Below are 22,727 nucleotides of genomic sequence, written 5' to 3' on the forward strand. Positions count from 1 at the left end.
GCGCGTCAGATCCAGCCCTGCTGCCAGGCCTGGTGGGCGGCGGCGTGGCGGGTGGGGGCCCGGAGCTTGGTCATGGCGGTGGAGAGGTAGTTGCGGACGGTGCCGGGGGCCAGGTGGACCTGCGCGGCGATCTCGTTGACCGAGGCTCCGGTGCGGGCGGCGCGCAGGACCTCCAGTTCGCGGTCGGTGAGGGGGCAGTCGTCCTCGGTCAGGGCGGACGCGGCGATGTCCGGGTCGACGTAGCGGCGGCCGGCGGCGACGTCGCGGATGATCTCGGCGAGCCGGGACGCGGAGGTCGTCTTCGGGACGAAGCCGCGGACGCCGGCGGCGAGGGCGCGGCGCAGGACGGCGGGGCGGGCGTGCCGGGTGACCAGGACGATCTGGGTCGGCAGTCCGGCCCTGATCTCCTCGGCGGCCTGCAGGCCGTCGGCGGGCGGCATCTCCAGGTCCAGGACCGCGATGTCCGGGGCGTGCTCGCGGGCCAGCCGGACCGCGTCGGTGGACGTGGACGCCTCGGCGACCACCGCGAGGTCGTCTTCGAGCCCGAGGAGGGAGACCAGGGCGCTGCGGAGGAGCTCTTCGTCGTCGGCGATCAGGAGCCGGATCACCGGTCCCCGCCGATCGCCGCGGGCAGGGACGCCGTGAGTTCGAAGCGGTCGGCGTCGCGGGTCCAGGTGAGGTCGCCGCCCGCGGTCCGCAGGCGGCCGGCGAGGGCGTCCAGGCCGGTGCCGGGGTCCGCGCCGGGCTCGGACGCGCCGTCGTTGCCCACCGTGAGGCGGGCGACGCCGCCGCTCACGCGGTAGTCGACGGACGCGTGGCGCGCCCGGCTGTGGCGCAGGAGGTTGGTGGTCGCCTCTCTCATCACCAGTCCCAGAAGGTGGCGGGCGGTGTCGCCGACGGGGGCGGGGGCCGTGGTCGTGCGGGCGTCGATGCCCGCGGCGGCGAGGATCCGGGTGGCGTTGGCGATCTCGTCGTCCAGGCTGGTGCGGCGGTAGCCGAGGACCACCGCGCGGGTGTCGCGGAGCGCGTCGGCGGCCAGCCGCCGGACGTCGCGCATCTCGGCGGCGGCGCGCGGCGGGTCGGTCCCGGCGAGCCGGGCGGCCAGTTCGCTCTTCAGGGCGATGACCTGGAGGTGGTGCCCCTGGATGTCGTGCAGGTCGGCGGCGAACCGGAGGCGCTCGTCCTTCACGGCGAGCTCGGCCGAGAGACGGCGCGCCTCGTCCAGCCGTCCCGCGACGTCCCAGGCCCACAGGGGACCGAGCATGGCCCAGACGACGAACGCGGTGACCCCGGACGGGAACAGCGCGGCGTAGGGCAGCTCGCCGTCGCCGCTCAGGAGGCTGACGGCGCCGCCCGGCAGCGCCGCTGCGAGCACCGCGGCGACGATCAGCCGCCGCCGGCGCCGGCGGTCCAGATGGGTCGCGGCGACCGCCGCCATGATCGCGGGCGCGACGGGCCACAGCCCGTAGTTGCGCAGGGCCAGGGGGCAGGCGGCGAGCACGAGCGCGGCCAGCGCTCCGGCGGCGGGCCAGCCCGCGGGCGGACGGGGCCGCGGCCCGGCCGACAGCCGCGCGTTCAGCAGGGCCACGACCGCCGCCGCCTCGACCGCCAGCGCGGCGGCGCTGAGGGCGCGCGGCGGGATCGGCACGTCGCCGTCCAGGATCCATTCGCCGGTGAAGAGGATCAGGACGCCCACGTTCGTGCCCGGCACCGCCCACCAGGTGTAGCGGCGGAACCCGGCCAGCCCCGTCTCGTCGGCCGCTGCGCGCACGCCGCCATTGTTCCAGCGGACGGCCGCCCGGGCGGGTGTCATTTGTCCGGTATCGGCATGACAGATGTCATCCGCGCCCGTGGTGGTCCGTCACTACCGGGGACGTCCGCGCCGCCGGAGGGTGGAGTGCGTCGCCCATCCGAGGAGGAACACGGTGCGGGAACAGGAGATCACGCGCCGAGGCCGGGGCCGCGCGCTGCCGCGGCGCTGGCCCACGGCGGCGGCGCTCGCCGCCGCGGCGCTCTTCCTGGCCGGCGGTCTCGGGGACCCGGACGAGGCGGTGTCCGGGTTCGGCGAGGCGGTGCCGCTGCTGCCCCTGGAGTACCTGATCCTCGACCGGATCGGCCGGCGCGGGGCGTCGTGGCCCGTCGTCGGGGCCATGGTCGTGGCCATCGTCGCGGTCGACACGCTGGACGTCGTCCCGCTGCCGGCCGTCGTCGCGGCGGCCGCGCTGGTGCTGCTCGTCTGGGGGGCCGTCGCGGGGACGCCGGACGGGCGGGCGACCTTCGGGGCGCAGGCCGCGGGGATGCTCGGGTTCGGCGCGATCGCCCTCGCGGGCCTGGCGGTGGACCCCGACCTCGGCCGCTACCTGGTGGCGGCCGGCTGGCTCCTCCACGGAGTGTGGGACGCCGTCCACCTGAAGCTGGACAAGGTCGTCTCCCGTTCCTACGCCGAAGCCTGCGGCGTGGTGGACGTGGCGGTCGCCGCCATGCTCGTCTTCCTGCTGTGACCCGTCCCGCGGTGAGCACGGCGGCGGCCCGGTCTACTCGTCGTCGGACTCCGCCGGCGCCAGGTCGGTGGAGGTGCCGTTCAGGGAGCCGTTCGAGGAGCCCGGGGACATGCCGCTGGACGCCCCGCTCACCTCGTTGATGATGTCGCTGCCGGGGCTGCCGTCGCCCTTGGCGGCGTTGAGGGAGCGGTCTATCTCCAGCCAACTGTCGTTTCCGGCGTCGTCGCCGCTGTTGTAGGTGTTCAGCGCGTTCACGCCGATGCCCGGAGGGTTCGCCCCGGCGGCCGAGGCAGTGGTCGCGCCGGTGGCGGCGAAGGCGGCGACGGCTATGAGGGACGTGATGAGAAGGCGGTGCATGGTGTCCTTTCAGGGTGTCGCGGGGCTCGGCTCGGGGGCCGCGAAGCGTTGGGCGAGCCAGGAGCACACCAGTAGTTGGAGCTGGTGGTAGAGCATCAGGGGGAGGACGACCGTGCTGACGCGGGCGTCCTCGAACAGGACGGCAGCCATGGGCAGACCGCTCGCCAGGCTCTTCTGGGAACCGCAGAACAGGATCGCGACGCGGTCGGGCCGGGAGAAGGCGCCGAGCCGCGACACGAGGCCCGCGGCCGCGAGCGCGAGGGCGAGCAGGGCCGCGACGACGAGGGTCAGGGTGCCGAGTTCCACCGGCGCGAGGTCGTTCCACACGCCGTTGACGACGCCCTGACTGAAGGCCGTGTAGACCACGAGCAGGATCACCGCGCGGTCGTAGCGGGACAGGGCCCGGCGGCGGGCCCGGACCCGGTCGCCGATCCGGCGCTGGGCGGCCTGGCCGAGCAGGAAGGGCAGCAGGAGCCTGACCGCGATGTCGCGGACGGACCCGGGCGAGAACCCGCCGTCGCCCGCCGAGACGAGCGCGGCCGCCAGCAGCGGGGTGAGGACGACGCCGAGCAGGTTGGACAGCGAGGCGCTGCAGATCGCGCCCGCCTCGTTGCCCCGTCCGATCGAGGTGAGCGTGATCGACGTCTGCACCGTGGACGGCAGGACGCCCAGGAACACGACGCCCGCGTAGAGGGGCTCGCTGAGCAGTGCCGGGCTCAGCGGCGCGCAGGCGAGCGCCAGCGCGGGGAAGACGAGGAACGTGACGGAGGAGATGGCCGCGTGCAGGCGCCAGTGCCGGAGCCCGTCCAGCGCCTCGGCAGTGCGCAGCCGTGCGCCGTAGAGGAAGAACAGCAGCGTGATCGCGACCGTGCCCGCGTGTTCCAGGACCACGGCGAAGGCGCCGCCGGCCGGGAACATCGCGGCGATTCCCACGGAGCAGAGAATCGCCGCGATGTAGGGGTCGATGTGCGGCCGCGTCAGCGTCGCGACGATGGTGCGCATTGGCCCCTCTGCTTCTCGTGACGTGCCGTCGGCGGCCGCCGGGCGGGTCAGGTGAGCAGGCCCGCCAGTTCCTGCCTGGGGTGGTTACGGCTGATGTTGCGTTCCAGCAGGGCCAGCGACTCCCGGACGCCGACGCTGCCCGCGGTGTGCTCGGGCAGCCGGCCGTCGTCGCGCTTGAGCCGGACGATCGCCTCCTCCATGGCGCTCTGGGCGGCGAACAGGCACGGGGTGCTGTAGATCGCGACCCCCACCCCGAGTTCGGTCAGCTCGGGCAGCGAGATGCGCGGCGACTTCCCGCCCGCGATCTGGTTGAACAGCAGCGGCTTGTCGCCGATCACCGTCCGGACGCGGCGGATCTGCTCGACGCTCCGGACGCCGTCGACGAGGACGACGTCCGCGTCGGTCCGCGCCAGCGCCTCGGCGCGGGCGAGGACCTCGTCCTCCTCGCCGGCGTCGGTGCGGGCCACCACGACGAGGTCGCGCCGGGTCCGCAGCACCATGTCGAGCTTGTCGAGGTACTCCTGCAGCGGCAGGATCCGCTTGCCCTCGACGTGGCCGCAGCGCCGCGGCCGCTGCTGGTCCTCGAGGATCACGCCGGACGCGCCGATCAGCTCCAGCTGCTCGACCACGTGGCAGGCGACCTCGGGGTCCACGTAGCCGTCGTCGATGTCCACGAGCAGGTGCCGCGCGGGGAAGGCGAGTCGCAGCCGCTGGACGAAGGCGACGATGTCGGGCCAGGCGATGAAGCCGATATCGGGAAGGCCGTAGTGCGACGCGGCGAAGCCGAAGCCGGACACGAAGAGCCCGTTGTAGTGCTGCGCGGCGACGGAGGCGGAGAACATGTCGAAAACCCCGATCAGCGGGGTGGTCCCGTCCGACATTATCTCGCGTCGCAATTCTTCTCCGTAGTTCACCTTTCGCTCCTTTCGTCGTGTGGGCGCGGGCGACTTGTCCGACTAAGACGGAACGCCACAGTTTGTGGCGTCCACACGGCTGTCGGTATTCCGTGTCGTGAATAGTTACCCATGCGAAAAGCAAAACCCGGGTAAAGGAAACCAAGGGAGGGAGTAAAAAGCCCGAGCAATAAGCCCGATTTGTAGGGCGATATGGGGAGTTGTTCTTTTACTCGTCGCGACCGTTCACGGAAGGGCGCTTGACCATGCGGGCCCGGGCGGCCCACGCCCGCACGCGCCGGGACGGACCCGCCCGGCGAACACCGCGTGAACGCACTGGAACCGGGGGGTTTCTACGCCCCTCGAAATACACATTGAAAATCTAGTGTTTTTCACCCGCTGGAAGGGGGCCGTTTTCCTCGGCTACTCTCCCGTAGCTGTGGTCCCCGCGAGAAGGCAAAAACGCCGCCGCATGCACAGGAGCATGCGTGTCCGGCTCATGTCGGTCGCCACCGTCTTTTCTGCGGGCGCCTTTCCCCGCAGGCCCGGGAAGAAATGCCATGGCGAGCGCGGCCCCCCGCGACGGCCGGCTCATCGGTGTCATGCCCGACCATTCGCAAGTCGAAGGCCGTGAAGGACGACGGCCGCACCGGAGGGCCCGGGACGGGCCTTCGCACCCCGAGCGAACCCGCCGTTCCGGGTCGCGCCCCCCGCTCTGGTCGTGGAGCGGGACGGCCCCGGCGGCATGAACCTCCCGATTGGAGAACCCCCATGCGCAGACTGCTCAAGGCGACGCTGGTCGCGTGCGCCCTCGCGCTCGCCATGTGCGGCGTGACGTCCGCGAACGCCGCCGAGCCCCCCGGCGAGGGCGGTGTGCCGATCATCGGCGGACACAACGCCACCGAGACCTACTCCTGGATGGTGTCGCTGAGCAACGGCTGCGGCGGCAGCCTGGTCGCGGCCCAGTGGATCGTCACCGCCAACCACTGCGGCGCGGCGTCGCAGGCCCGGATCGGCTCGACCTACAAGAACTCCGGTGGCGAGGTCCGCCAGATCGACCGGCGCACCACCCGGTCCGGCACCGACCTCACGCTGATGCACCTGTCCACCCCCGCCCAGTCGGCCCCGGTGAGGATGGCGCAGTCCAACCCCGCCGCGGGCACCCCCGTGCGGCTGCTCGGCTTCGGCTGCATGAGCTGGCCGAGCTGCAGGACCGCCACCGTCCTCCAGGAGATCGACCTGTCGATCCTGCCCAGCAGCCGGTGCGCGGCCGGCGGCGGCACCGCGAACGACGTGTGCGTCTCGGGCGACCGGACCCACTCGGCCTGCCACGGCGACTCCGGCGGCCCGGCGGTCGTCGGCACCCGCGGCGACTGGACGCTCGTCGGCGAGACCCACGGCCCGGGCGACGACATGGGCGAGTGCGCCACCACCACCCTCTACACCGGCATCGCGCCGTACCTGTCGTGGATCGACCAGCAGATCGGCCGCTGACCCCGGTCTCCCCACCCCCTAGGAGTTCCGATGTCCCCTCGCAGGATCATGGCGGCGCTGGCCGTCACGCTCGGGCTGGCCTTCCTGGCGCCCGCGCTGGTCGCCCCGCCGGCGTCGGCCGCGGCCCCGGTCGCGGTCCGGACGATCTACTACGACGCGAGCGCCGCGCAGGAGTTCAGGTCGGCCGTCGACCAGGGCGCCGCCGCGTGGAACGCGGCCGTGCCGGCGATCCAGCTCAAGGCCGCGACCGGCGCGCAGGCCACGATCAAGGTCTACGCCGACGACGGCTGGCCCCGCACCTACATGAACGGCTTCGGCCGCGCCACCATCTACATGGGGCGTGAGGCGGTCGACGACGGCTTCTACCCGCCGAGGATCGCCGCCCACGAGCTCGGGCACGCGCTGGGCCTGCCCGACAACCGCAACGGTCGCTGCGACTACCTGATGTCCGGCCACAGCTCGCCGACGTCCTGCCAGAGCACCACCCCGCACTCGACCGAGGCGGCCCAGGTCACCCGCAACGCGGGCGGCCTCGTTCCCGCCGCGCGCAGCCGGGAGACCCGGTACGCGGACTGCTTCGTCTTCTGACCGAGTCGCTCCTCCGAGCGCACCGCACCGCGGGCACACCGGCGCCACGTGCCCGCGGTGCCGCGCGTCCGGCCCCGGGCGCGGTGCAGGATCTCGGCGGGCCCCGCCGAGCCGTCCGCGCTGGTGGCGGGCGCGCTCACCGGGTAGGGAGGAAGTAAAGGAGGCTCCCGGCCGCCGCGGCGGCGTATCGATGCGAGGTGGGTGGCGATGTGCAGGTGGATGGCCTACTCCGGGGACACCGCCCTGGCGGAGACCCTGCTCTTCCGGCCGGCCCACTCCCTGATCAACCAGAGCCTGCACGCCCGCCTGGGAGCGGAGACCACGAACGGGGACGGCTTCGGCATCGGCTGGTTCGGGGAGCGGCGGGTCCCGGGCGTGTACAAGAGCGTCCATCCCGCCTGGAACGACCCGAACCTGCGCGAGATCAGCCGGGAGATCCGCACCGGCCTGCTGTTCGCGCACGTCAGAGCCTCGACCGGCGCCGCGGTGCAGCGCAGCAACTGCCATCCGTTCCGGCACAGGCGGTGGCTGTGGATGCACAACGGGGCCATCGCCGACTTCCCCAGGCTGAAGCGGGACGTCATGCTCGCGGTCGACCCGTCGCTCTACCCCGAGGTCGAGGGGACGACCGACTCCGAGGCCCTGTTCTACCTGGCGCTCACCTTCGGCCTCAAGGAGGATCCGCCGGGCGCGGTCGCCCGCGCCATCGGCCTCGTCGAGGACATCGGGCGGCGCCGCGGAGTGCCCGATCCGCTGCAGATGACGGTGGCCACCAGCGAGGGCGAATCGATCTGGGTGTTCCGCTACTCCAGTCTGGGACGGACGAGGTCGCTCTTCTACTCCACCGACATCGCCCAGCTGCGCAGGCTCTATCCCGGGCTGGACGTCCTGGAGCGGCTCGGGACGGACGCGCGGTTCGTCGTGTCCGAGCCGATCCACCATCTTGAGGGCGCGTGGAAGGAGGTGCCGGAGAGCTCGTACGCGATCGTGCGGCCCGGCACGCACGAGCTGCGCCCCCTCGTCCCCGTCCGGACGCATCAGGAGACCACCGCCTAATGGGAGCTGCCGGGTCGTAGAGACTCGGTAGCCGTAGCCGCCAGCAGGTGAGCACTCCCGCCGCCGGAAGCCGTCCGACTTCTGAGGTCAGACCGTGCCCCTGCTGGTCGGCCGGGAGGCCAGACCGCTGATGGGGTGGCGTGCCCGCCCAGTGGGGTGTGAGCACTGGATCCATTAGGCCGCGTGCCGCGCTTTCCGCAGGCTGCAGGGAGCGAAGTACCTGACCAGGAGGACGAGTGCTGCTGATCGGCGATGACTGGGCCGAAGACCACCACGATGTCGAGGTCCAGGACGAGACCGGCCGGAAACTGGCCGCCGCGAGGTTGTCCGAGGGCGTGGAGGGGATCGCCAAGCTGCACGAGCTCGTCGCCGAGCACGGCGGTGGGGACCTTGATGCCGCCGAGGTCGTGGTCGGGATCGAGACCGACCGCGGCTCATGGGTGCAGGCCCTGATCGCCTCCGGTTACCAGGTCTATGCGATCAATCCCCGGCAGGTGGCCCGGTTCAAGGAGCGGTACGCCTCCTCCGGCGCCAAAAGCGACAAGGGCGACGCACACGCGCTGGCCGACATGGTCCGCATCGACCGGGCCCAACTGCGGCCGGTGGCCGGGGACAGCGCCCAGGCCCAGGCCGTCAAGGTCGTCGCCCGCGCCCACCAGACCCTGATCTGGGAACGCACCCGCGCCTTCCAGCGGCTGCGCAGCACGCTGCGGGAGTACTTCCCCGCTGCCCTGAACGCCTACGCCGACCTGGCCCTGACCAGCACGGACGCACTGGAACTGCTGATCAAGGCGCCCGCCCCGGCAGCCGGGGCGAAGCTGACCCGCACCCAGATCACGGCCGTCCTGGCCCGCGCCCGCCGACGCAACCGGGACGCCAAAGCGGCCACGATCCAGACCGCGCTGCGCCAACGGCAGCTCGGCCTGCCCGAGCCGGTCACCGCCGCTTACGCGGCCACCGCCACCGCCCACGCCCATCTGATCATCGCGCTGAACGAGCAGATAGCCGCAATGGAGGAGCAGGTGAAGGCCCATTTTCGAACGCACCCGGACGCTGAGATCTACCTCTCGATGCCCGGCATCGCGGAGATCACCGGCGCCCGGGTGCTCGCCGAGTTCGGAGACGACCCCACCCGCTACGCATCCGCCAAAGCCCGCAAGAACTACGCCGGCACCAGCCCCATCACCCGGGCCTCCGGCAAGAGCCACACCGTCCAGGCCCGCTACGTCCGCAACAACCGCCTCGCCGACGCGCTGCAGACCCAGGCGTTCTCAGCCCTGCGCGCCTCGCCCGGCGCCCGCCGCTACTACGACAAACAGCGCGCCCGCGAGACCGGCTACAACCCCGCCCTGCGCCAGCTCGGCAACCGCCTCGTCGGCATCCTCCACGGATGCCTCAAGACCCGCACCCTCTACGACGAAGCGACCGCCTGGTCGCACCACGCACACCTCCATGCCGCTTGACATCAAACGACATGGGGTGTCTGACCCTTCCGGACGGTGGTCCAGGCGATGGTCCAGGCGGTGGTCCAGGCGGCCGCTCAGGCGGGCTTGGGCGGGGCGATCAGCTTCCAGGCGCCGGGGTGCAGGGTCCAGGTGCGGGTGGTGTACGGGCCGGACACCTCGCCGTCGCTGTTGCTCCGGAACTCCTCGCCACTGATCGTGACCTTGCGGGCCTTGGTGTGCAGGACGTCGTCCCGGTGGCGGTGGCTGCCGTCGCGCAGGCGCAGGGCGTAGGCGATGCGCGCGATGGGGCCGGTGGCCGCGGAGACGACCAGTTCCAGCCTCCCGTCCCCCGGGTGCGCGTCCGCGGCCAGCTGGGCGGAGCCGCCGGCGATGCCGGGCGCGTTGCTGAGCGCGGCCATCAGGAACGTGCCCTCGGCGACGAGTTCGCCGTCCGCCTCGACCCGCTGCCGCCACCCGGAGTGGCGCAGGCCGGCGATGACCGCCCCCAGCGGGAACGCCGCGACCTTGAGCGTGCTCTTGAACCGCGTCGCGCTCTCGGCGGCCGAGGCCCCGATGCCCACGTGCACGGCGTTGAGCGTGACGCGGCCGTCCTCGTCGACGATCATGTCCAGCTCGCGGTGCCCGCCGTCCAGCAGGAGGCGGACGGCCTCGTCGGGGTCGAGCGGGATGCCGAGGTTGCGGGCCAGGTCGTTCCCGGTGCCCATCGGCAGCAGCCCGACCGTCCGGTCGAGCTCGCCGCGCCGGTGCAGGGTGCGGACCAGGCGGTTGATGGATCCGTCGCCGCCCGCTGCCACGACGACCGCCTTGCGGTCCTCGTCCAGCGCCGCGTCGAGGTCGTCGGGGGCGACGCACGGGCGGACGGCGACCTTCCGTCCGGCGTCCCGGAGCCGCGCGGCGACCCTGTCCAAGGTCTGGGCGTCATGCGTGCCGGCCTTGGCGTTGGTGAAGAGAATCATGGTCCTCAGATCGGCCGTGCGGAGCCTCCGGGGGGTTGCTCGGCGACGGAGGCCTGGGGGGATCCCACCGCCTCTGCCTTCCCTCCCGCGCCCGGATGATGCAGGCCGCGGGTGTAGGACCGGTCACGGCGTCAGGGGGCGGGCGAATAGCTCTGCAACTCGCCCTGGCGGGCCTGGATCGGTGCGTTCAGGGACCCGCTGCCGGCGTGCTGGAACCGCAGGGTGAGCGGGACGAACTCCCCCGACTGCAGGGGCTTTGCGAGCCCCCTCAAGATGATCTTGGGTGCGGGCCCGACCTGGACGTCCTGGCCCGCCGGGAGGGCGATGGTCCCGCCGACGATCTCGGCCGACGCGGCCTGGGGCGAGGACACCGACATCAGCGTGTCGGTCCCGGTGCGGGGGGCCGCGCTCCCGGACGCGTTGCGGCTCTCGACGTCGCTGGGCGAGTTGACCATGGTGAGGTAGACGGGCGCCGACCCGCCCTGCCCGATCGTCTGCCCTCCCTCGCCGCCGAGGACGAAGAGGTTGCGGATGCCGACCTGCCCGATCTGCCCTGCCACCCCGGCGGCGGGCGACACGTCGATTCCCGTGGGGTCGTCGCTGCAGCCGGCCAGGAGCGCGCTCGCCAGCAGCACCGGCGCGGCCGGAGCGAGTGCGGCGCGCGCGGTTCGAGCGAAGTCCATCGTCTCCCCGATCTGAGGTCCCCCGACCTGCCGAAGATCCCTCAGGGCGGAGCGGAGCAAACCCTCGCCCGCGTAAAGCCGCGGAAACCCGCACGGGCGGCGCCCGCTCCCGGGCCGCCTCAGCGGGTGACGCGGATCTTGGACTGGCCGTGCGGGAGCTCTTCCCAGTCGTCCATGAAGCGGGCGGTGAAGCCGTGCCGCTCGGCCAGGGAGATCAGGGTCTCGGTGCGGTAGTAGAAGTCCTCGCGCAGGACGTGGTGCTCGGTTCCCTCGGTGCGGTCGAAGGTGAAGTCGAAGAATCCGCCGGGGGCGAGGACGCGCCCCACGTTCGCGAGGCATTCGTGGATGACCTCCAGCGGCGAGTGGCTGAAGACGCTGTGCGCGTGCACGACCGTGAAGTGCGCCGCCGGGAGGAAGCGCAGTTTCAGGTCGCCGACCAGCGTCAGGTGCGGCAGTTTCTCGCGGAGGTCGTTGCGGACGAGCGTGTGCTGCGCGGCGAGCAGGATGTCGGGGGATATGTCGATGCCGTAGTAGTTGCCGGCGTCGAGGTAGTCGATGAAGCGCCAGCCCGCCCGCAGGTTGCCGCAGCCGATCTCCAGGAGGCGGTCGTCCGGCTTGAGGCCGTGCCTGAGCAGGTAGTCGAACTGCATCTGGCCGAGGGCGAGCCAGCGCTCGCGGGTGGGGCTGCCGACGGCGGCCTCCGGGCTCCTGGCCGCGTCGGCCTTCATGACGGCCCGGTAGTAGGCGACGTGGTCGCGGCTGGAGGCCCGGAATCTCAGGTCTCGCGCCATTCGGGACACGAAAGTACCGATCTTGTCCGGGTTTCGGGCGGCGTAGCGCAGCCGGTACGCCAGGCTCGCGCGGTTCCGGCCGGTGGGCGGCAGTGCTTTCGTCATCGGGCTCGTCCCCCAAAGAGCACCTGCGGTGATTGCTTCGTGACCTACCCGGCCGCCGCGGCCCGTAAAAGCGGGTACCCGGCGGCCGCACCGGAATGATCACGCGCGGGCCCGGGAAAGACCGAAGTTCCCGAAAGGGGACGGATCCATGAAACTCGAAATGTGCGCCATTCCGGATCGGCTGGGGATGACCGCCCTGAGGGAATGCACGCGCGGGCGGCGCCGTGCCGTCAGGCGGGTTCGCGGATCACCGGAGTCCGGCGGCGTAGTCGGCGAAGCGCTCGTCGACCCGCTCCGGGGTGAGGCCGAAGTCCGCGAGCGAGTACCGGTGGGCGGGTCTGGCCGCCCCGGTGGAGCTCTCCCCGTGGAGCCTCGTCATGGCGGCGCGGGCGTCGCCGGTGAACGGGAGCCCGAACCGCGCGTACACGGACTCGACCGTGCCGATCGGGTCGCGGACGAAGTCGTCGTAGTGGACGTCCGCGAACCGCGCGGGGTCGTGCCGGCTCCGTTCGGCGCGGAACAGGTCGAGGCCCCGGCTCCACAGGTCGAGCTGGTCGCGGCCGATCGTGGCGCCGGTGAACACGTCCGACCATCCGGCGGTGGCGTGCGCGGCGAGGCTGCACATGGACGCCATCGCGGTGCGCGGCGCGCGGTGCGTCTGGACGATCAGCGCGTCGGGGTAGACCTCCAGCAGCGCGTCGAGCGCGAACAGGTGGCTGGGGTTCTTCAGCACCCAGCGCCGGCCGGGGTCGTTCATGCCGATGAGCTGGAGGTTGCGCCGGTGCCTCCGGTAGGCGTCCGTCCAGTCCCGCCCGGCGAGCCAGGACGAGTAGGACGGCAGGTGCGCCAGGCACTCGAACGAGATCGACAGCATGCTCTGGCGGAGCAGCTGCCAGCACTCCTCGACCGAGTCCGCCGAGATGTAGTGGACGCCCATGAACTCGGGGTTCTCCACGTGGTGCCGCCGGTACGCGGCGTCGATCGCCTGGAAGACCGGGTCGTCGGCCCAGGTGTCGCGCGGCGGGCGCGGGCGCGGCGTCTCGGCCAGCCACAGGTCGAGACCCTGGTGCGCGGGGTCGGCGGTGAGCAGCCGGTGCAGGGCCGTCGTCCCGGTGCGGGGCAGGCCGGTCACGAAGATCGGCCGCTCGACGGCGACGTCCGTGTGCCCGGGGTGCCGCCGCCAGGCGATCTCCGAGAACTGCCGGGCGACCAGGGCGCCGCGCAGCATCGCGCGCTGCGCATTGTTGCCGGGCGGGGTCAGCCCGGCGTCCCCGGCCAGCGACTCCAGCAGCACCGCCAGCCCGTCGAGGTACTCCCCGCCGCCGAAGTCGTCCGATCCGGTGATCCTGCCGGCCGAGGCGTGCAGGTCCTCGACGGTCCCCACGCTGTCGCGACCGTTCGTCATCGGTCCGCCCTTCCTAGTGGTGCCACTCGCCGGAGTTGACGTCCAGGCACTGCCCGGTGACGGCGCGGGCCAGCGGCGACAGCATGAACACGGCGGCGTCGGCGACCTCGTCGGGCTCGGGCAGCTTCCGCAGGTCCGTCGTCGCGGCGTTCTCGTCGTAGACCTGCTGCGCCGTCACGCCGCGCTTCTCCGCGAGGTGGCGGAAGTACCACTTGAGGTTGGGCGCCCAGATGTAGCCGGGCGCGATCGTGTTGACGCGGATCCCCCGCGGCCCGAGCTCGGTGGACAGGTTCTGCGCCATCGCCAGCAGCGCCGCCTTGGTCATCTTGTAGGCGCCGAACGTCCGCCGGGAGTGCCGCAGCACCGCCGAGTTGATCATGACGACGGAGCCGCGGGACTCCTCCAGCGCCGGGACGAACAGCCTGGTCAGATGGAGCGCGGCGAGCACGTTGGTCTCGAAGCCCGCCCGCACCGCGTCGAGGTCGACCTTCGTCAGGTCGGTCAGCGGCGGGGTGGCGAAGGCGTTGTTGACCAGGCCGTCCACCCGGCCGAACGCCTCCCGCGCGGCCCCGGCCAGCCGCTCGCAGGCCGCGGCGTCCCGGATGTCGGTCGGGACGGTCGCGGCCCGCCGCCCGAGCTCCTCGACCTCCTTGGCGATCTCGGCGAGCCGCTCCTCGTCGCGCGCGGCGAGCACGAGGTCGGCCCCGGCCCTCGCGCACTGGAGCGCGAGCCCCCGGCCGAGACCCGGGCCCGCGCCGGAGACGACGACGACCTTGCCGTCCAGCAGTCCCGCGCCCATCAGCCGAGCATCCTCTTCGCGACGGCGGTCTGTCGGGCGGCGATCCGCCCCGCCCATTCCTCTTTCCCGACGCGCTGGCTCTCGTGGAAGGGCAGCACGCGCGGCAGGTCCCCGAACGGCACGACCTCGGCCTTCGGCCCGTCCTCGGCGGTGAGGTCGCGGGCGAGCCGCTGCCAGCGGAACTGCAGGTAGCCGCGGCGGTGCCCGGTCCGCTCGATCCAGTTGGCGAGCCCGGGGTCGCGCTCGCTGACGACGTACCGGATCATGCCGTCCTCGTCCACGCGGGCCTGGTCGGCGGTGAGGCTCGTCTGGTGGTTGATGTAGTCCAGCGAGACGTACCACATGCTTCCGAGCTGGAAGCCCTGGTAGGGCGCCACCGAACGGTCGGCGGCCGGGGCCGTGATGACCATCGCCTCGTCGTCGTCCAGGTCGTAGTGGCCGACGGAGGAGAACTGCGTGGCCAGCCCGCCGGGCGTGGGCCGCGGCTCGGTCAGCGTGTTGACCGGCAACTGGAGGTAGTGCCATTCGGGGAACGCGAGGAAGGTGCGGATCCTCGACACCAGCATCCTGCCCGCGATCTCGTACCGCCTGGCCATCCGGTCGGACGGGACCGGCAGCGGGGAGGTCCCGAGCGTGTCCGCCCGGTGGATGCGGATCTCTCCCGGGCTCTCGTTCTCCCAGTCGCCGAAGACCTCCCGGACGATGAGCATCGCGGAGCCGGGGGCGAGCGCGACGTAGCCGGGCCCGGCGTCCCGCTTCGGCGGGCCGAACCGCAGCCGGAACGTCCCGTCCCCCGCGATGTCCAGCTCGCGGTCGTCGAACGCGGTGAGGCTGTCGGGCGACCTGGCGGGCGAGTAGTCGCCGTTCATGATCTGGAAACTGAGGTCGGCGGTCGTGCCCCGGCGCCCGGTCACGACGTACTCGGCGTCGTCGCGGATGTAGGCGTGGAAGTACAGCGTGTCGGGATTGTCGAGCCCGAGCTTGGTGTAGGGCCCGGTGGACGAGGCGAAGAACGGATAGTCCCGCTGGTAGGCGCCCACCATGTGCAGCGACGCCTTGATGCTGCCGGCCAGGTACTCCAGGCCCTCGGCCAGGTCCTGGTCGTTCTTGACGTGCGGCGCGGCGCGGATGATCCGCTCCGCCTCCACGACCGCGTCGGCGAACGAGCGCGTCGCGGCGCCCAGGCGGTCGGTGCTGCCTTCGGCTGGGTCGGTGGCCACCGGGCTCTCCTCGGTTCGCGGGCGCGAGGCCGTGCTCTGGCGGGACGGAGACTAGAACGCGTTCTAAGTGGAGGGCAATGCCCCGGTCCCGCTCAATGGGAGGTGGTGAACTTCAGGCTCGGCGCGTCGTCCAGCGACACCAGGTACTCGTAGGTGCGCCGGTGCCCGGTCTTCTCGACCCGCCACGCGCCGCCGTCCCGCCGGTAGACGTCGTGGTAGTAGGCGGCGCCCCGGATGAGCAGCCGGTCCCCCGGGAGGATGATCGTGTCGTCCAGCGACCAGGTCCCCGTCGCCCGGTCCCCGTCGAGGTCGATCTCCGGGCAGCCGGCTGTGTGGGCGCTGATCTTGTCCGGCCCGAGGTTGGACCGCATGTACGCGACGATCGCGTCCCGGCCCTCCAGCCTGAGCGTCCTGCCGAGCACGGGCGTGTCGTACTCCGCCACCGCGTCCTCGGTGAACACCTCGGCGAACTCGTCCCACAGCTTCAGGTCGACGCACCGCAGGTACCGGTACTTGAGCCGCCGAATCTCTTCCAGCGCAACCAGATCCATGCGCCCAGCCTCCTAGCTCCACCCGCAAAACACAAGAACACGTTCTACCTGTCGGGGGCGGTCGGTGGAGGGGCCGCGCCGCCCCGGCCAGGCCAAAGATCCAGCAAAAGGTCGACATGGACTGACAACGGCGGCCACGGCCGCCGGTCCGGCCCCCGGGCGGCGATTACGCTGGTAGAGGTGATGGCACCGGTCATCCTCGTGGTGGACCACGACGCGGGTTCGCGGCAGGTGCTCCTCGCCGACCTCACGCGGCGGCTGGGCGAGGCGTTCACCGTGAAGGGCGCGGGTTCGCCCGGGGAAGCATGCGACGCGCTGGAGGAGATGGCGCGGGCGAAGGAACCCGTCGCGCTGCTGATGGTGGACGACGTCTGCGGCGACCTCCTTCCGCGGGCGCACGAACTCTTCCCCAACGCCAAGCGCGTGCTGATGGTGGACCGCGACTACACCTCGACCAGTCCGGCCGTCCAGGCGATCGCGCTCGGGTACGCCGACTACCACCTCGTCCGGCCGTGGACGAACGACGAGTCGATGCACCGCGCGGTGAGCGAGTTCCTGTCCTCGTGGACGGAGGAGCAGGAGCCGACGTTCGAGCTGTTCCGCGTCGTCGCCGACCCGGACGATCCCCGCATGCTGCGGCTGCGCGACGTGATGGCGCGCTTCAACCTGCCCTTCGTCGTCCACCCGCCCGGCGAGGAGACCGGGCGGCGGCTGCTGCGGGAGGCCGGGGTCGACGCCTCGCGGCTGCCCGTGGTGATCCGCTACGACGGCCGGGCGTTCGTGGACCCGCAGATCCCCGACCTCGCGCGCGCGATCGGCGTCAGCGTCGCGAACGACCTGGAGGTCTGCGACCTCGCCATCGTCGGCGCCGGGTCGGCCGGGCTGACGGCGGCCGTGTACGCGGCGTCCGAGGGGCTCGACACCGTGCTGCTGGAGCGGGCGTTCTCGGGCGGGCAGGCCGGGACGAGCCCGATGATCAGGAACTATCCGGGGTTCCCCCACGGCATCGCCGGCGGCTACCTGATGGAGCGGACCTGCGAGCAGGCGTGGCTGATGGGGGCGCACATCGTCTTCGCCCAGCAGGCGGTCGGCCTCGAAACACGCGGCGACCGGCGGGTGGTCCGCATGGTGGACGGCTCCGAGGTCAGCGCACGCGCGGTGCTGATCTCCACCGGCGTCGACTGGCGGCGGCTCGGCGTCCCCGGGCTGGAGGCCCTGGTCGGCTCCGGCGTGTTCTACGGCATGGCCGTGGGCGAGAGCCGCGCGATGCGGGGCCAGGACGTCTTCATCGTGGGCGCCGGGAACTCGGCGGGCCAGGGCGCGCTGCACCTGGCCAAGCACGCCCGCACGGTCACGCTCGTCGTCCGCGGCGACGGCCTGGCGAAGTCGGCGTCGACCTACCTGGTGCGCGCCATCGAGTCGACGCCGAACATCGTCGTCCGCCGGGGGACGGAGGTGGTCGGGTGCGGCGGCGGAGGACGCCTGCGGTCCCTGACGCTCGCCGACCGCGCGGCGGGCGCCACCGAGCGCGTCCCGGCCGCCGCGCTCTTCATCATGATCGGAGGCGAGCCGCACACGCGGTGGCTGCCGGACGGCGTCGCCGCCGACGAGCACGGCTACCTGCTCACGGGCCGCGAGATCTACGACGAGGTCCCGCCCCGCTGGCCCCTCGGCCGGGACCCGATGCCGCTGGAGACGAGCATGCCCGGCGTCTTCGCGGCGGGGGACGTGCGGAAGGACTCGATCAAGCGGGTCGCCTCGGCGGTCGGCGAGGGCGCCACGGCCGTCCGCTCGGTCCACGAGTTCCTGGCGCTCTGATTCCTGATGCTCTGAGCCGCCCTGCCCCGCGTCGACGCGTTTTGGGGGCGATTGACGGATTCCGGGGACGGGCGCGCGCCCGGCGGGGCACCCTGAGGCGGTCAAAGTCGATGAGGGACGCGGCGGCGGAGCGTCCCTCCGCCCGTCATGGAGTGTGGTCCCATGGTCGACGGTTCGGTTGAGAACGTCCCACCGGAAACGGCTGAGATCGCCGGAACGGGGGACGCGGAAGCGTCCTGGCTCGGACGCGGGGTCGCGTTGTTCACGCCCGTGTTCGCCGTGGCGGCGGGATGGCTCGCCGGAGTCGTGGCGCGGCTCGTGCCCGGGGCCCACCTCGACGAGACGCAGGTGACGACGTTCATGGTGGCCGCGTCGACCGCGGCGCTCGGCTCCGGATGGAAATGGCTCCAGGGATGGCAGCAGCACGAGCGGTTCGTCGCCGACGGAAAGGCCGCGCCCGTGAAGAGCAGCCGCGAGCGGCGGAGAAGCAAGACGAAGTGAGGCGGTCGCGAGGAAGGTAGGCATAACTCTACCGGGATGTGGGTGGCACGCCCACGGACAGGCCCCGTCCCGCCCGGCAAAGTGTTCCACAGATGCAGAAACGCACTCGCCCTGAGAAAGGCAGTCTCGTGGACACAGTTCTCGCCCGGCGCTTCACCGGTTGGACCGGCCTCGCCTCCGCCGCCGGACTCCAATGTCCTTTCCCGCCTTCTCCTGCAAATCCTCGCCCTCGGATTCCTGCTCCTCTTCGTGACGGGTTTCCGGGAGCTGATCAAGAGCGTCGACCAGCGTTACGAATGGGCGGGGAACTTCGCCTTCGCCGCCGGGCTCGCCTACGTCCTCGTCACCCTGGTCTCCAGCGGTCTGGAGGCCGGCGCCGTCATCGCCGCCGACCGGCCGATCGACCCGACGATCTCCGTGAGCGGGACGTACATCCTGTACGGGTCCATCGGGCGCATGCTGCTCGCGTTCTTCCTGGTCGCGCTGGGATACGCGGTGAGGGCGACCGGCGCGCTGCCACGCTGGGCGGGCACGTCCGCCTACGTGCTGGCCGCGATCAACTTCGCCTTCGTCCCCTCGCTCTTCTTCGGGAACGAGCCGGCGTTCTTCTACGCCGCCAACGGCTGGGGCACCACCGCCTCCCTGGGCGCCATCCTCAGCTACTGGCTCCTCACGACGGGAATCGTCACCCTCCGGGGCGAGCGAGGCACGGTCGGCCGCCTGGCGCAGGGAACGCACCGGGTCCACGGCTGACATCCGGAAAGCAGGCCCGACGGCCGCCGAAGGCACACCGCCTCGGCGGCCGTCGGGCTGTTGGCGACCCGTCGGCGGAAGGGTTCATCTTCCGGCATTGCGCGGTCGCCCCGCGTTCATCCGGCGGCCGTTTTCTGGCGCTAGTCATAGGGCGTGCGCGCCATTCTCGTGCTTTTAACTCTCGCACTCGCGCTGGTGGGCTGTGCGACCGCCAAAGCCTCCGTCCACCGGCAGGACATCATCGTGGTCGGCGTCAAGGCCGACCAGCCCGGGCTCGGGCTGATGAAGAACGGGGTCTTCCAGGGGTTCGAGGTCGATGTGGGCGCCTACATCGCCCGCCGCCTCGGGGCGACCCACGTGACGTTCCGCGAGGTCAGGTCCGACGACCGGGAGACGCTGCTGGACCAGCACGCCGTGGACCTGGTGCTCGCGTCGTACTCGATCACACCGGACCGGGCCAGGCTCGTCGACTTCGGCGGGCCCTACTACGTCGCCCATCAGGACGTGATGGTGCGGCGGAGCGAGACCCGCATCCAGAACGTGCGCGACCTGGCCGGGCGGAGGATGTGCCAGGCCAGCGGGTCGGTCTCGACCGAGCGGGTGCTGGTCGGTCTGAGCATCCCCGCAAGGCCGGTCCCGGGCGCTTCCTACAGCGACTGCGTGGCGAAGCTGCGGTCCGGGGCCGTGGACGCCATCTCCACCGGCGACCTGGTCCTCGCCGGGTTCGCCGCGCCGGACCTGAAAATCGTCAACGCGCCTTTCACCGACGAGAGGTACGGGGTCGGGATGCGCAAGGACGACGTGGACGGGTGCGAGGCGGTGAACCGCGCCATCACGACGATGTACCAGGACGGGACGGCCGGCCGCCTGCTGGACAAGTGGTTCGGGAAGAGCGGCCTCACGCTCGTCCAGGAGGTCCCCGAGTTCGAGGGCTGCTCGTAATGTCGGACGCTCTGGCTATGGTCGGGACGTGGCTGAGGACAGGGACGCTTGGGACGAGCTCTTGGCAGCGGGCTTCCTGCACGCCCTGCGTGAGGCCCACCGCGAGGCGACGCTGGCGGTCTTCGGCGGGCTGAGCCGGGCGGCGGGGTTCACGGAGCGGACGTACGGGGTCGGCGCCTTCGACGCGCTGGCCTCGCAGATCGACCGGGTCTTCGAGACCGAGCCGCAGGTCGTCCGCGACGATCTGAACGGCTCCCCCGGCTGGCGGTACGGGCCGTACCGCGTCCTGCTCAAGCGGCATGAGTTCGGGCATGTCAGGGGCATCCGGTGGGACCGCGCCAGCCCCACCAAGCAGGCCGTGGCGCGGCAGACCTACGTCGAGGACCCGCAGCTCGCGCTCCCGCTGGGCGTCGAGGCGCGCGACACGCCCGGGGTCGTGACGCTGGTGCTCGCGCACAGCGCCACCGAGGCGCCGCTGGAGATGGAGCTCTTCCTGGGCCGCCCCCGGTGGAACGCCGACGGCGGCACCGCCTGGCACTGGGTCAGGCCCCTGGACGACACCATCGGGCCCGATCCACGTCGTAAGCTCGTCGAGCGGACGACGCCGCTGTGGGACGACCGGGAAGAGGACGTCCCGATGCGGCTCCGCGGGGAGACGAAGACGGCCTAGCAACAAAGGTGGCGCGGGGTGCTGTTCGACTGCGAGCGGCTGACGCTCGCCCGGCGGCTCAGGGGCCTGCGCAAGAACCAGCTCGCGCAGGCCGTGGGGACGACGCCGAAGGCGATCGGGCGGTACGAGGCGGGCGTGCAGAGGCCCGAGGAGCCGACGGTGCGGCGGCTGGCGATCGCGCTGGGCGTGCCCGTCGCGTTCTTCCAGAGCGGCCGCAGCCCGGTCTCCATGGACGGCGCCCATTTCCGGTCGCTGCGGTCGACGACGCAGATCGAGCGCGACCAGGCGCTCGCCTACGGGCGGATCGCCACCGACGTCGTCGCCGTCCTCGAAAGGCTCGTCGACCTTCCCGAGGTCGACCTTCCCGAGTACCCGGTGTCGCCCGAGGAGATCGCCGGCCCCGGGCCCGCCGAGGCGGCCAGGCTGACCAGGAAGTCGCTGGTCGAGCGGGCCGGGCCGGTGCCGCACGTCGTCCGGCTGCTGGAGTCCCACGGCGTGATCGTTCTCGTGCTGCCGCGGGCGGCCGAGCGGGTGGACGCGTTCAGCGTCGGCGTCCACCCGAGGCCGATGGTGTTCTTCAACCCGGCCAAGGGCGACTACTGGCGCAACCGGTTCGACGCGGCCCACGAGCTCGGGCACCTGGTCATGCACGCCGACGCCGAGCCAGGGGAGAAGATCGTCGAAGACCAGGCGCACCGGTTCGCGGCGGAGTTCCTCATGCCGGAGGCCGACATCGCGGGCGAGCTGCCCGCGGGCCCCGACTGGGACCGGCTGGCCGGGCTGAAGGCGTCCTGGGGCGTCAGCATGGCGGCGCTGCTCTACCGGGCCCGCACGCTCGGGATCATGACGGAGCCGGTGTACCGCAACGCGATGAGCGCGCTCAGCTCGCGCGGCTGGCGGCGCCAGGAGCCGGGCCCGGCCCGCCCGCTGGAGCAGCCGACGATGCTGACCCGCGCGCTGGAGGTCGTGGCGGGCGCGGGCGCGGACCGCGACCGGATCGCCGGGGACGCCCGGGTCACCCGCGCCGATCTGGACCTGCTCGTCCCGGGCCGGTGACCCCTTCTGGAACGCTCCCGCCCACGCGTTCACCACAAATGGCGGGATTTGTAAAGCCGCACCGCCAGATATGTATCCCTGTCGAGCGGTCTCCTGCGCGTTCACCATTGCCTGTGAGACGCTCCGAGAGTGTTGCCGGACCAACGTACGGAACGCTGGAGACACGGGTGCTTGACAATCGGCTGGCGAGTCCCACCGCGTTGCGCATGCAGCTCGGGGCGCGGTTACGGCGGATGCGCGAGGAGAGCGGTCTCAGCCGGGTGGAGGCGGGCGAGGCGATCCGCGGCTCGGCGTCCAAGATGAGCAGGCTGGAGCTCGGACGGCACGGCTTCAAGATCCGCGACGTCCTCGACCTGCTGACCCTCTACGGCGTCGAGGACGAGGACGAGCGGAATGGCTTCGTCCAACTCGTCCGGGCGGCCAGGAAGCCCGGCTGGTGGCAGGGCCACGGCGATATCGTGCCGGGCTGGTTCGAGCAGTATCTCGGCCTGGAACAGTCCGCCGCGACGATTCGCGCTTACGAGGTGCAATACATTCCGGGCCTTCTGCAAACGCGCGACTACGCGCGGGCGGTCATCGGCCTGGAACACCACGAGGCGGCCTATGACGGCCTCGACCGGCGGCTGGATCTCCGGATGCGCCGGCAGGAGATCCTGCACCGCGCGACCGGGGCGACCACGCTCTGGGCGGTGATCGACGAGGCGGCGCTGCGGCGGCCGATCGGGGGCCCGGGGACGATGCGCGGCCAGGTCGAGCACCTGATCGCGGTGTCGGAGGGCATGGCCAACGTGAAGCTGCAGGTCCTGCCGTTCGCGGCGGGCGGGCACCTGGCGCTGGGCGGGCCGATCACGATCGTCCGGTTCGCCGAGCACGACCTCGACGACGTCGTCTACCTGGAGCAGCTGACCGGCGCCCGCTACCCCGAGGGGCCCGAGGCCGTCCGCTACCAGAAGATCATGGATCTGCTGGGCATCCGCGCGGCCCGTCCCGCCCGCACCACGGCCTTCCTCCGGGACCTGCTCGGCGAGCTCTGATCGCCCCCGCCCGATCCCCCGTCAGGACGAGCGGCTCCCCCTCCGGCGGGAGGAACGCCGCCGCCCGCGCTCACTAGCGTCCCCCG

General features: G+C 72.0%; 24 protein-coding genes. 12 read left to right on the forward strand and 12 right to left on the reverse strand.

Annotated elements, in window-relative coordinates; all coding sequences use genetic code 11:
• Positions 1-5: 5 nt before the first annotated feature.
• On the reverse strand, positions 6-608 hold the full coding sequence (locus ACQEU6_RS25900) for a response regulator transcription factor (protein WP_499335620.1): 603 nt from the start codon (positions 606-608) through the stop codon (positions 6-8).
• Positions 605-1,771, reverse strand: coding sequence for a sensor histidine kinase (locus ACQEU6_RS25905; RefSeq protein ID WP_499335621.1), 1,167 nt, complete (start codon positions 1,769-1,771; stop codon positions 605-607). Before ACQEU6_RS25905 ends, ACQEU6_RS25900 begins: the two co-directional genes overlap by 4 nt.
• Positions 1,772-1,925: 154 nt before the next feature.
• Here ACQEU6_RS25905 and ACQEU6_RS25910 point away from each other — a divergent pair, with 154 nt between their 5' ends.
• A complete protein-coding gene (locus tag ACQEU6_RS25910) occupies positions 1,926-2,501 on the forward strand; it encodes a hypothetical protein (RefSeq protein WP_499335622.1) in 576 nt (191 codons plus the stop codon).
• A gap of 33 nt (positions 2,502-2,534) precedes the next feature.
• Here the strand turns inward: ACQEU6_RS25910 and ACQEU6_RS25915 are convergent, their stop codons facing one another.
• From ACQEU6_RS25915 to ACQEU6_RS25925, 3 genes are read right to left on the reverse strand one after another with little or no spacing between them, the layout of a single operon-like run.
• Complete coding sequence (locus ACQEU6_RS25915) at positions 2,535-2,858, reverse strand: hypothetical protein (RefSeq protein ID WP_499335623.1); 324 nt, start codon at positions 2,856-2,858, stop codon at positions 2,535-2,537.
• A 9-nt stretch (positions 2,859-2,867) separates the two neighbouring features.
• Positions 2,868-3,860 carry a bile acid:sodium symporter family protein gene (locus ACQEU6_RS25920; RefSeq protein ID WP_499335624.1) on the reverse strand — a complete coding sequence of 331 codons (993 nt, stop codon included), beginning with the start codon at positions 3,858-3,860 and terminating at the stop codon, positions 2,868-2,870.
• Positions 3,861-3,907: 47 nt separating this feature from the next.
• Positions 3,908-4,774: an isocitrate lyase/PEP mutase family protein gene (locus tag ACQEU6_RS25925; RefSeq protein WP_499335625.1), complete on the reverse strand. Its 867-nt coding sequence runs from the start codon at positions 4,772-4,774 to the stop codon at positions 3,908-3,910.
• 750 nt (positions 4,775-5,524) lie between these two features.
• Here ACQEU6_RS25925 and ACQEU6_RS25930 point away from each other — a divergent pair.
• From ACQEU6_RS25930 to ACQEU6_RS25945, 4 genes are all read left to right on the forward strand, one after another.
• Positions 5,525-6,247 carry a S1 family peptidase gene (locus ACQEU6_RS25930; protein ID WP_499335626.1) on the forward strand — a complete coding sequence of 241 codons (723 nt, stop codon included), beginning with the start codon at positions 5,525-5,527 and terminating at the stop codon, positions 6,245-6,247.
• 30 nt (positions 6,248-6,277) lie between these two features.
• Positions 6,278-6,835 (forward strand): snapalysin family zinc-dependent metalloprotease, encoded by a 558-nt coding sequence (locus tag ACQEU6_RS25935; protein WP_499335627.1) that lies wholly within the window; start codon positions 6,278-6,280, stop codon positions 6,833-6,835.
• A 207-nt stretch (positions 6,836-7,042) separates the two neighbouring features.
• Positions 7,043-7,891 (forward strand): class II glutamine amidotransferase, encoded by an 849-nt coding sequence (locus tag ACQEU6_RS25940; RefSeq protein ID WP_499335628.1) that lies wholly within the window; start codon positions 7,043-7,045, stop codon positions 7,889-7,891.
• Between the two features lie 236 nt (positions 7,892-8,127).
• Positions 8,128-9,354: an IS110 family RNA-guided transposase gene (locus ACQEU6_RS25945; protein WP_499329217.1), complete on the forward strand. Its 1,227-nt coding sequence runs from the start codon at positions 8,128-8,130 to the stop codon at positions 9,352-9,354.
• 77 nt (positions 9,355-9,431) lie between these two features.
• On the opposite strand, the gene ACQEU6_RS25950 is transcribed toward ACQEU6_RS25945, so the two are convergent.
• The 7 genes from ACQEU6_RS25950 to ACQEU6_RS25980 form a co-directional block, all read right to left on the reverse strand.
• Entirely contained in the window at positions 9,432-10,313 is an 882-nt protein-coding gene (locus ACQEU6_RS25950) for a diacylglycerol/lipid kinase family protein (RefSeq protein WP_499335629.1), read from the reverse strand.
• A gap of 131 nt (positions 10,314-10,444) precedes the next feature.
• Positions 10,445-10,996, reverse strand: a complete 552-nt coding sequence (locus ACQEU6_RS25955; RefSeq protein WP_499335630.1) for a copper chaperone PCu(A)C — start codon at positions 10,994-10,996, stop codon at positions 10,445-10,447.
• A gap of 119 nt (positions 10,997-11,115) precedes the next feature.
• Positions 11,116-11,892 (reverse strand): class I SAM-dependent methyltransferase, encoded by a 777-nt coding sequence (locus tag ACQEU6_RS25960; protein WP_499335631.1) that lies wholly within the window; start codon positions 11,890-11,892, stop codon positions 11,116-11,118.
• 247 nt (positions 11,893-12,139) lie between these two features.
• A complete protein-coding gene (locus ACQEU6_RS25965; RefSeq protein WP_499335632.1) occupies positions 12,140-13,297 on the reverse strand; it encodes a sulfotransferase family protein in 1,158 nt (385 codons plus the stop codon).
• A gap of 13 nt (positions 13,298-13,310) precedes the next feature.
• On the reverse strand, positions 13,311-14,096 hold the full coding sequence (locus tag ACQEU6_RS25970; RefSeq protein WP_499335633.1) for an SDR family oxidoreductase: 786 nt from the start codon (positions 14,094-14,096) through the stop codon (positions 13,311-13,313).
• Positions 14,096-15,316, reverse strand: a complete 1,221-nt coding sequence (locus tag ACQEU6_RS25975) for a hypothetical protein (RefSeq protein WP_499335634.1) — start codon at positions 15,314-15,316, stop codon at positions 14,096-14,098. Before ACQEU6_RS25975 ends, ACQEU6_RS25970 begins: the two co-directional genes overlap by 1 nt.
• A 92-nt stretch (positions 15,317-15,408) precedes the next feature.
• A complete protein-coding gene (locus ACQEU6_RS25980; protein WP_499335635.1) occupies positions 15,409-15,867 on the reverse strand; it encodes a nuclear transport factor 2 family protein in 459 nt (152 codons plus the stop codon).
• A 183-nt stretch (positions 15,868-16,050) separates the two neighbouring features.
• Here ACQEU6_RS25980 and ACQEU6_RS25985 point away from each other — a divergent pair, with 183 nt between their 5' ends.
• The 7 genes from ACQEU6_RS25985 (at position 16,051) to ACQEU6_RS26015 (ending at position 22,641) form a co-directional block, all read left to right on the forward strand.
• On the forward strand, positions 16,051-17,685 hold the full coding sequence (locus tag ACQEU6_RS25985; protein WP_499335636.1) for an NAD(P)/FAD-dependent oxidoreductase: 1,635 nt from the start codon (positions 16,051-16,053) through the stop codon (positions 17,683-17,685).
• A gap of 162 nt (positions 17,686-17,847) precedes the next feature.
• On the forward strand, positions 17,848-18,186 hold the full coding sequence (locus ACQEU6_RS25990) for a hypothetical protein (RefSeq protein ID WP_499335637.1): 339 nt from the start codon (positions 17,848-17,850) through the stop codon (positions 18,184-18,186).
• 249 nt (positions 18,187-18,435) lie between these two features.
• Entirely contained in the window at positions 18,436-18,939 is a 504-nt protein-coding gene (locus ACQEU6_RS25995) for a hypothetical protein (protein ID WP_499335638.1), read from the forward strand.
• A gap of 153 nt (positions 18,940-19,092) precedes the next feature.
• Positions 19,093-19,881: a glutamate ABC transporter substrate-binding protein gene (locus tag ACQEU6_RS26000; RefSeq protein WP_499335639.1), complete on the forward strand. Its 789-nt coding sequence runs from the start codon at positions 19,093-19,095 to the stop codon at positions 19,879-19,881.
• A 28-nt stretch (positions 19,882-19,909) separates the two neighbouring features.
• Positions 19,910-20,551 (forward strand): hypothetical protein, encoded by a 642-nt coding sequence (locus ACQEU6_RS26005; protein ID WP_499335640.1) that lies wholly within the window; start codon positions 19,910-19,912, stop codon positions 20,549-20,551.
• A gap of 18 nt (positions 20,552-20,569) precedes the next feature.
• Positions 20,570-21,607 carry an XRE family transcriptional regulator gene (locus ACQEU6_RS26010; protein ID WP_499335641.1) on the forward strand — a complete coding sequence of 346 codons (1,038 nt, stop codon included), beginning with the start codon at positions 20,570-20,572 and terminating at the stop codon, positions 21,605-21,607.
• Between the two features lie 167 nt (positions 21,608-21,774).
• Complete coding sequence (locus ACQEU6_RS26015) at positions 21,775-22,641, forward strand: Sco1979 family transcriptional regulator (protein WP_499335642.1); 867 nt, start codon at positions 21,775-21,777, stop codon at positions 22,639-22,641.
• Positions 22,642-22,727 lie beyond the last annotated feature (86 nt).

Origin of the sequence: Spirillospora sp. CA-108201, assembly GCF_050936235.1 — a bacterium.
Classification (GTDB): domain Bacteria; phylum Actinomycetota; class Actinomycetes; order Streptosporangiales; family Streptosporangiaceae; genus Spirillospora.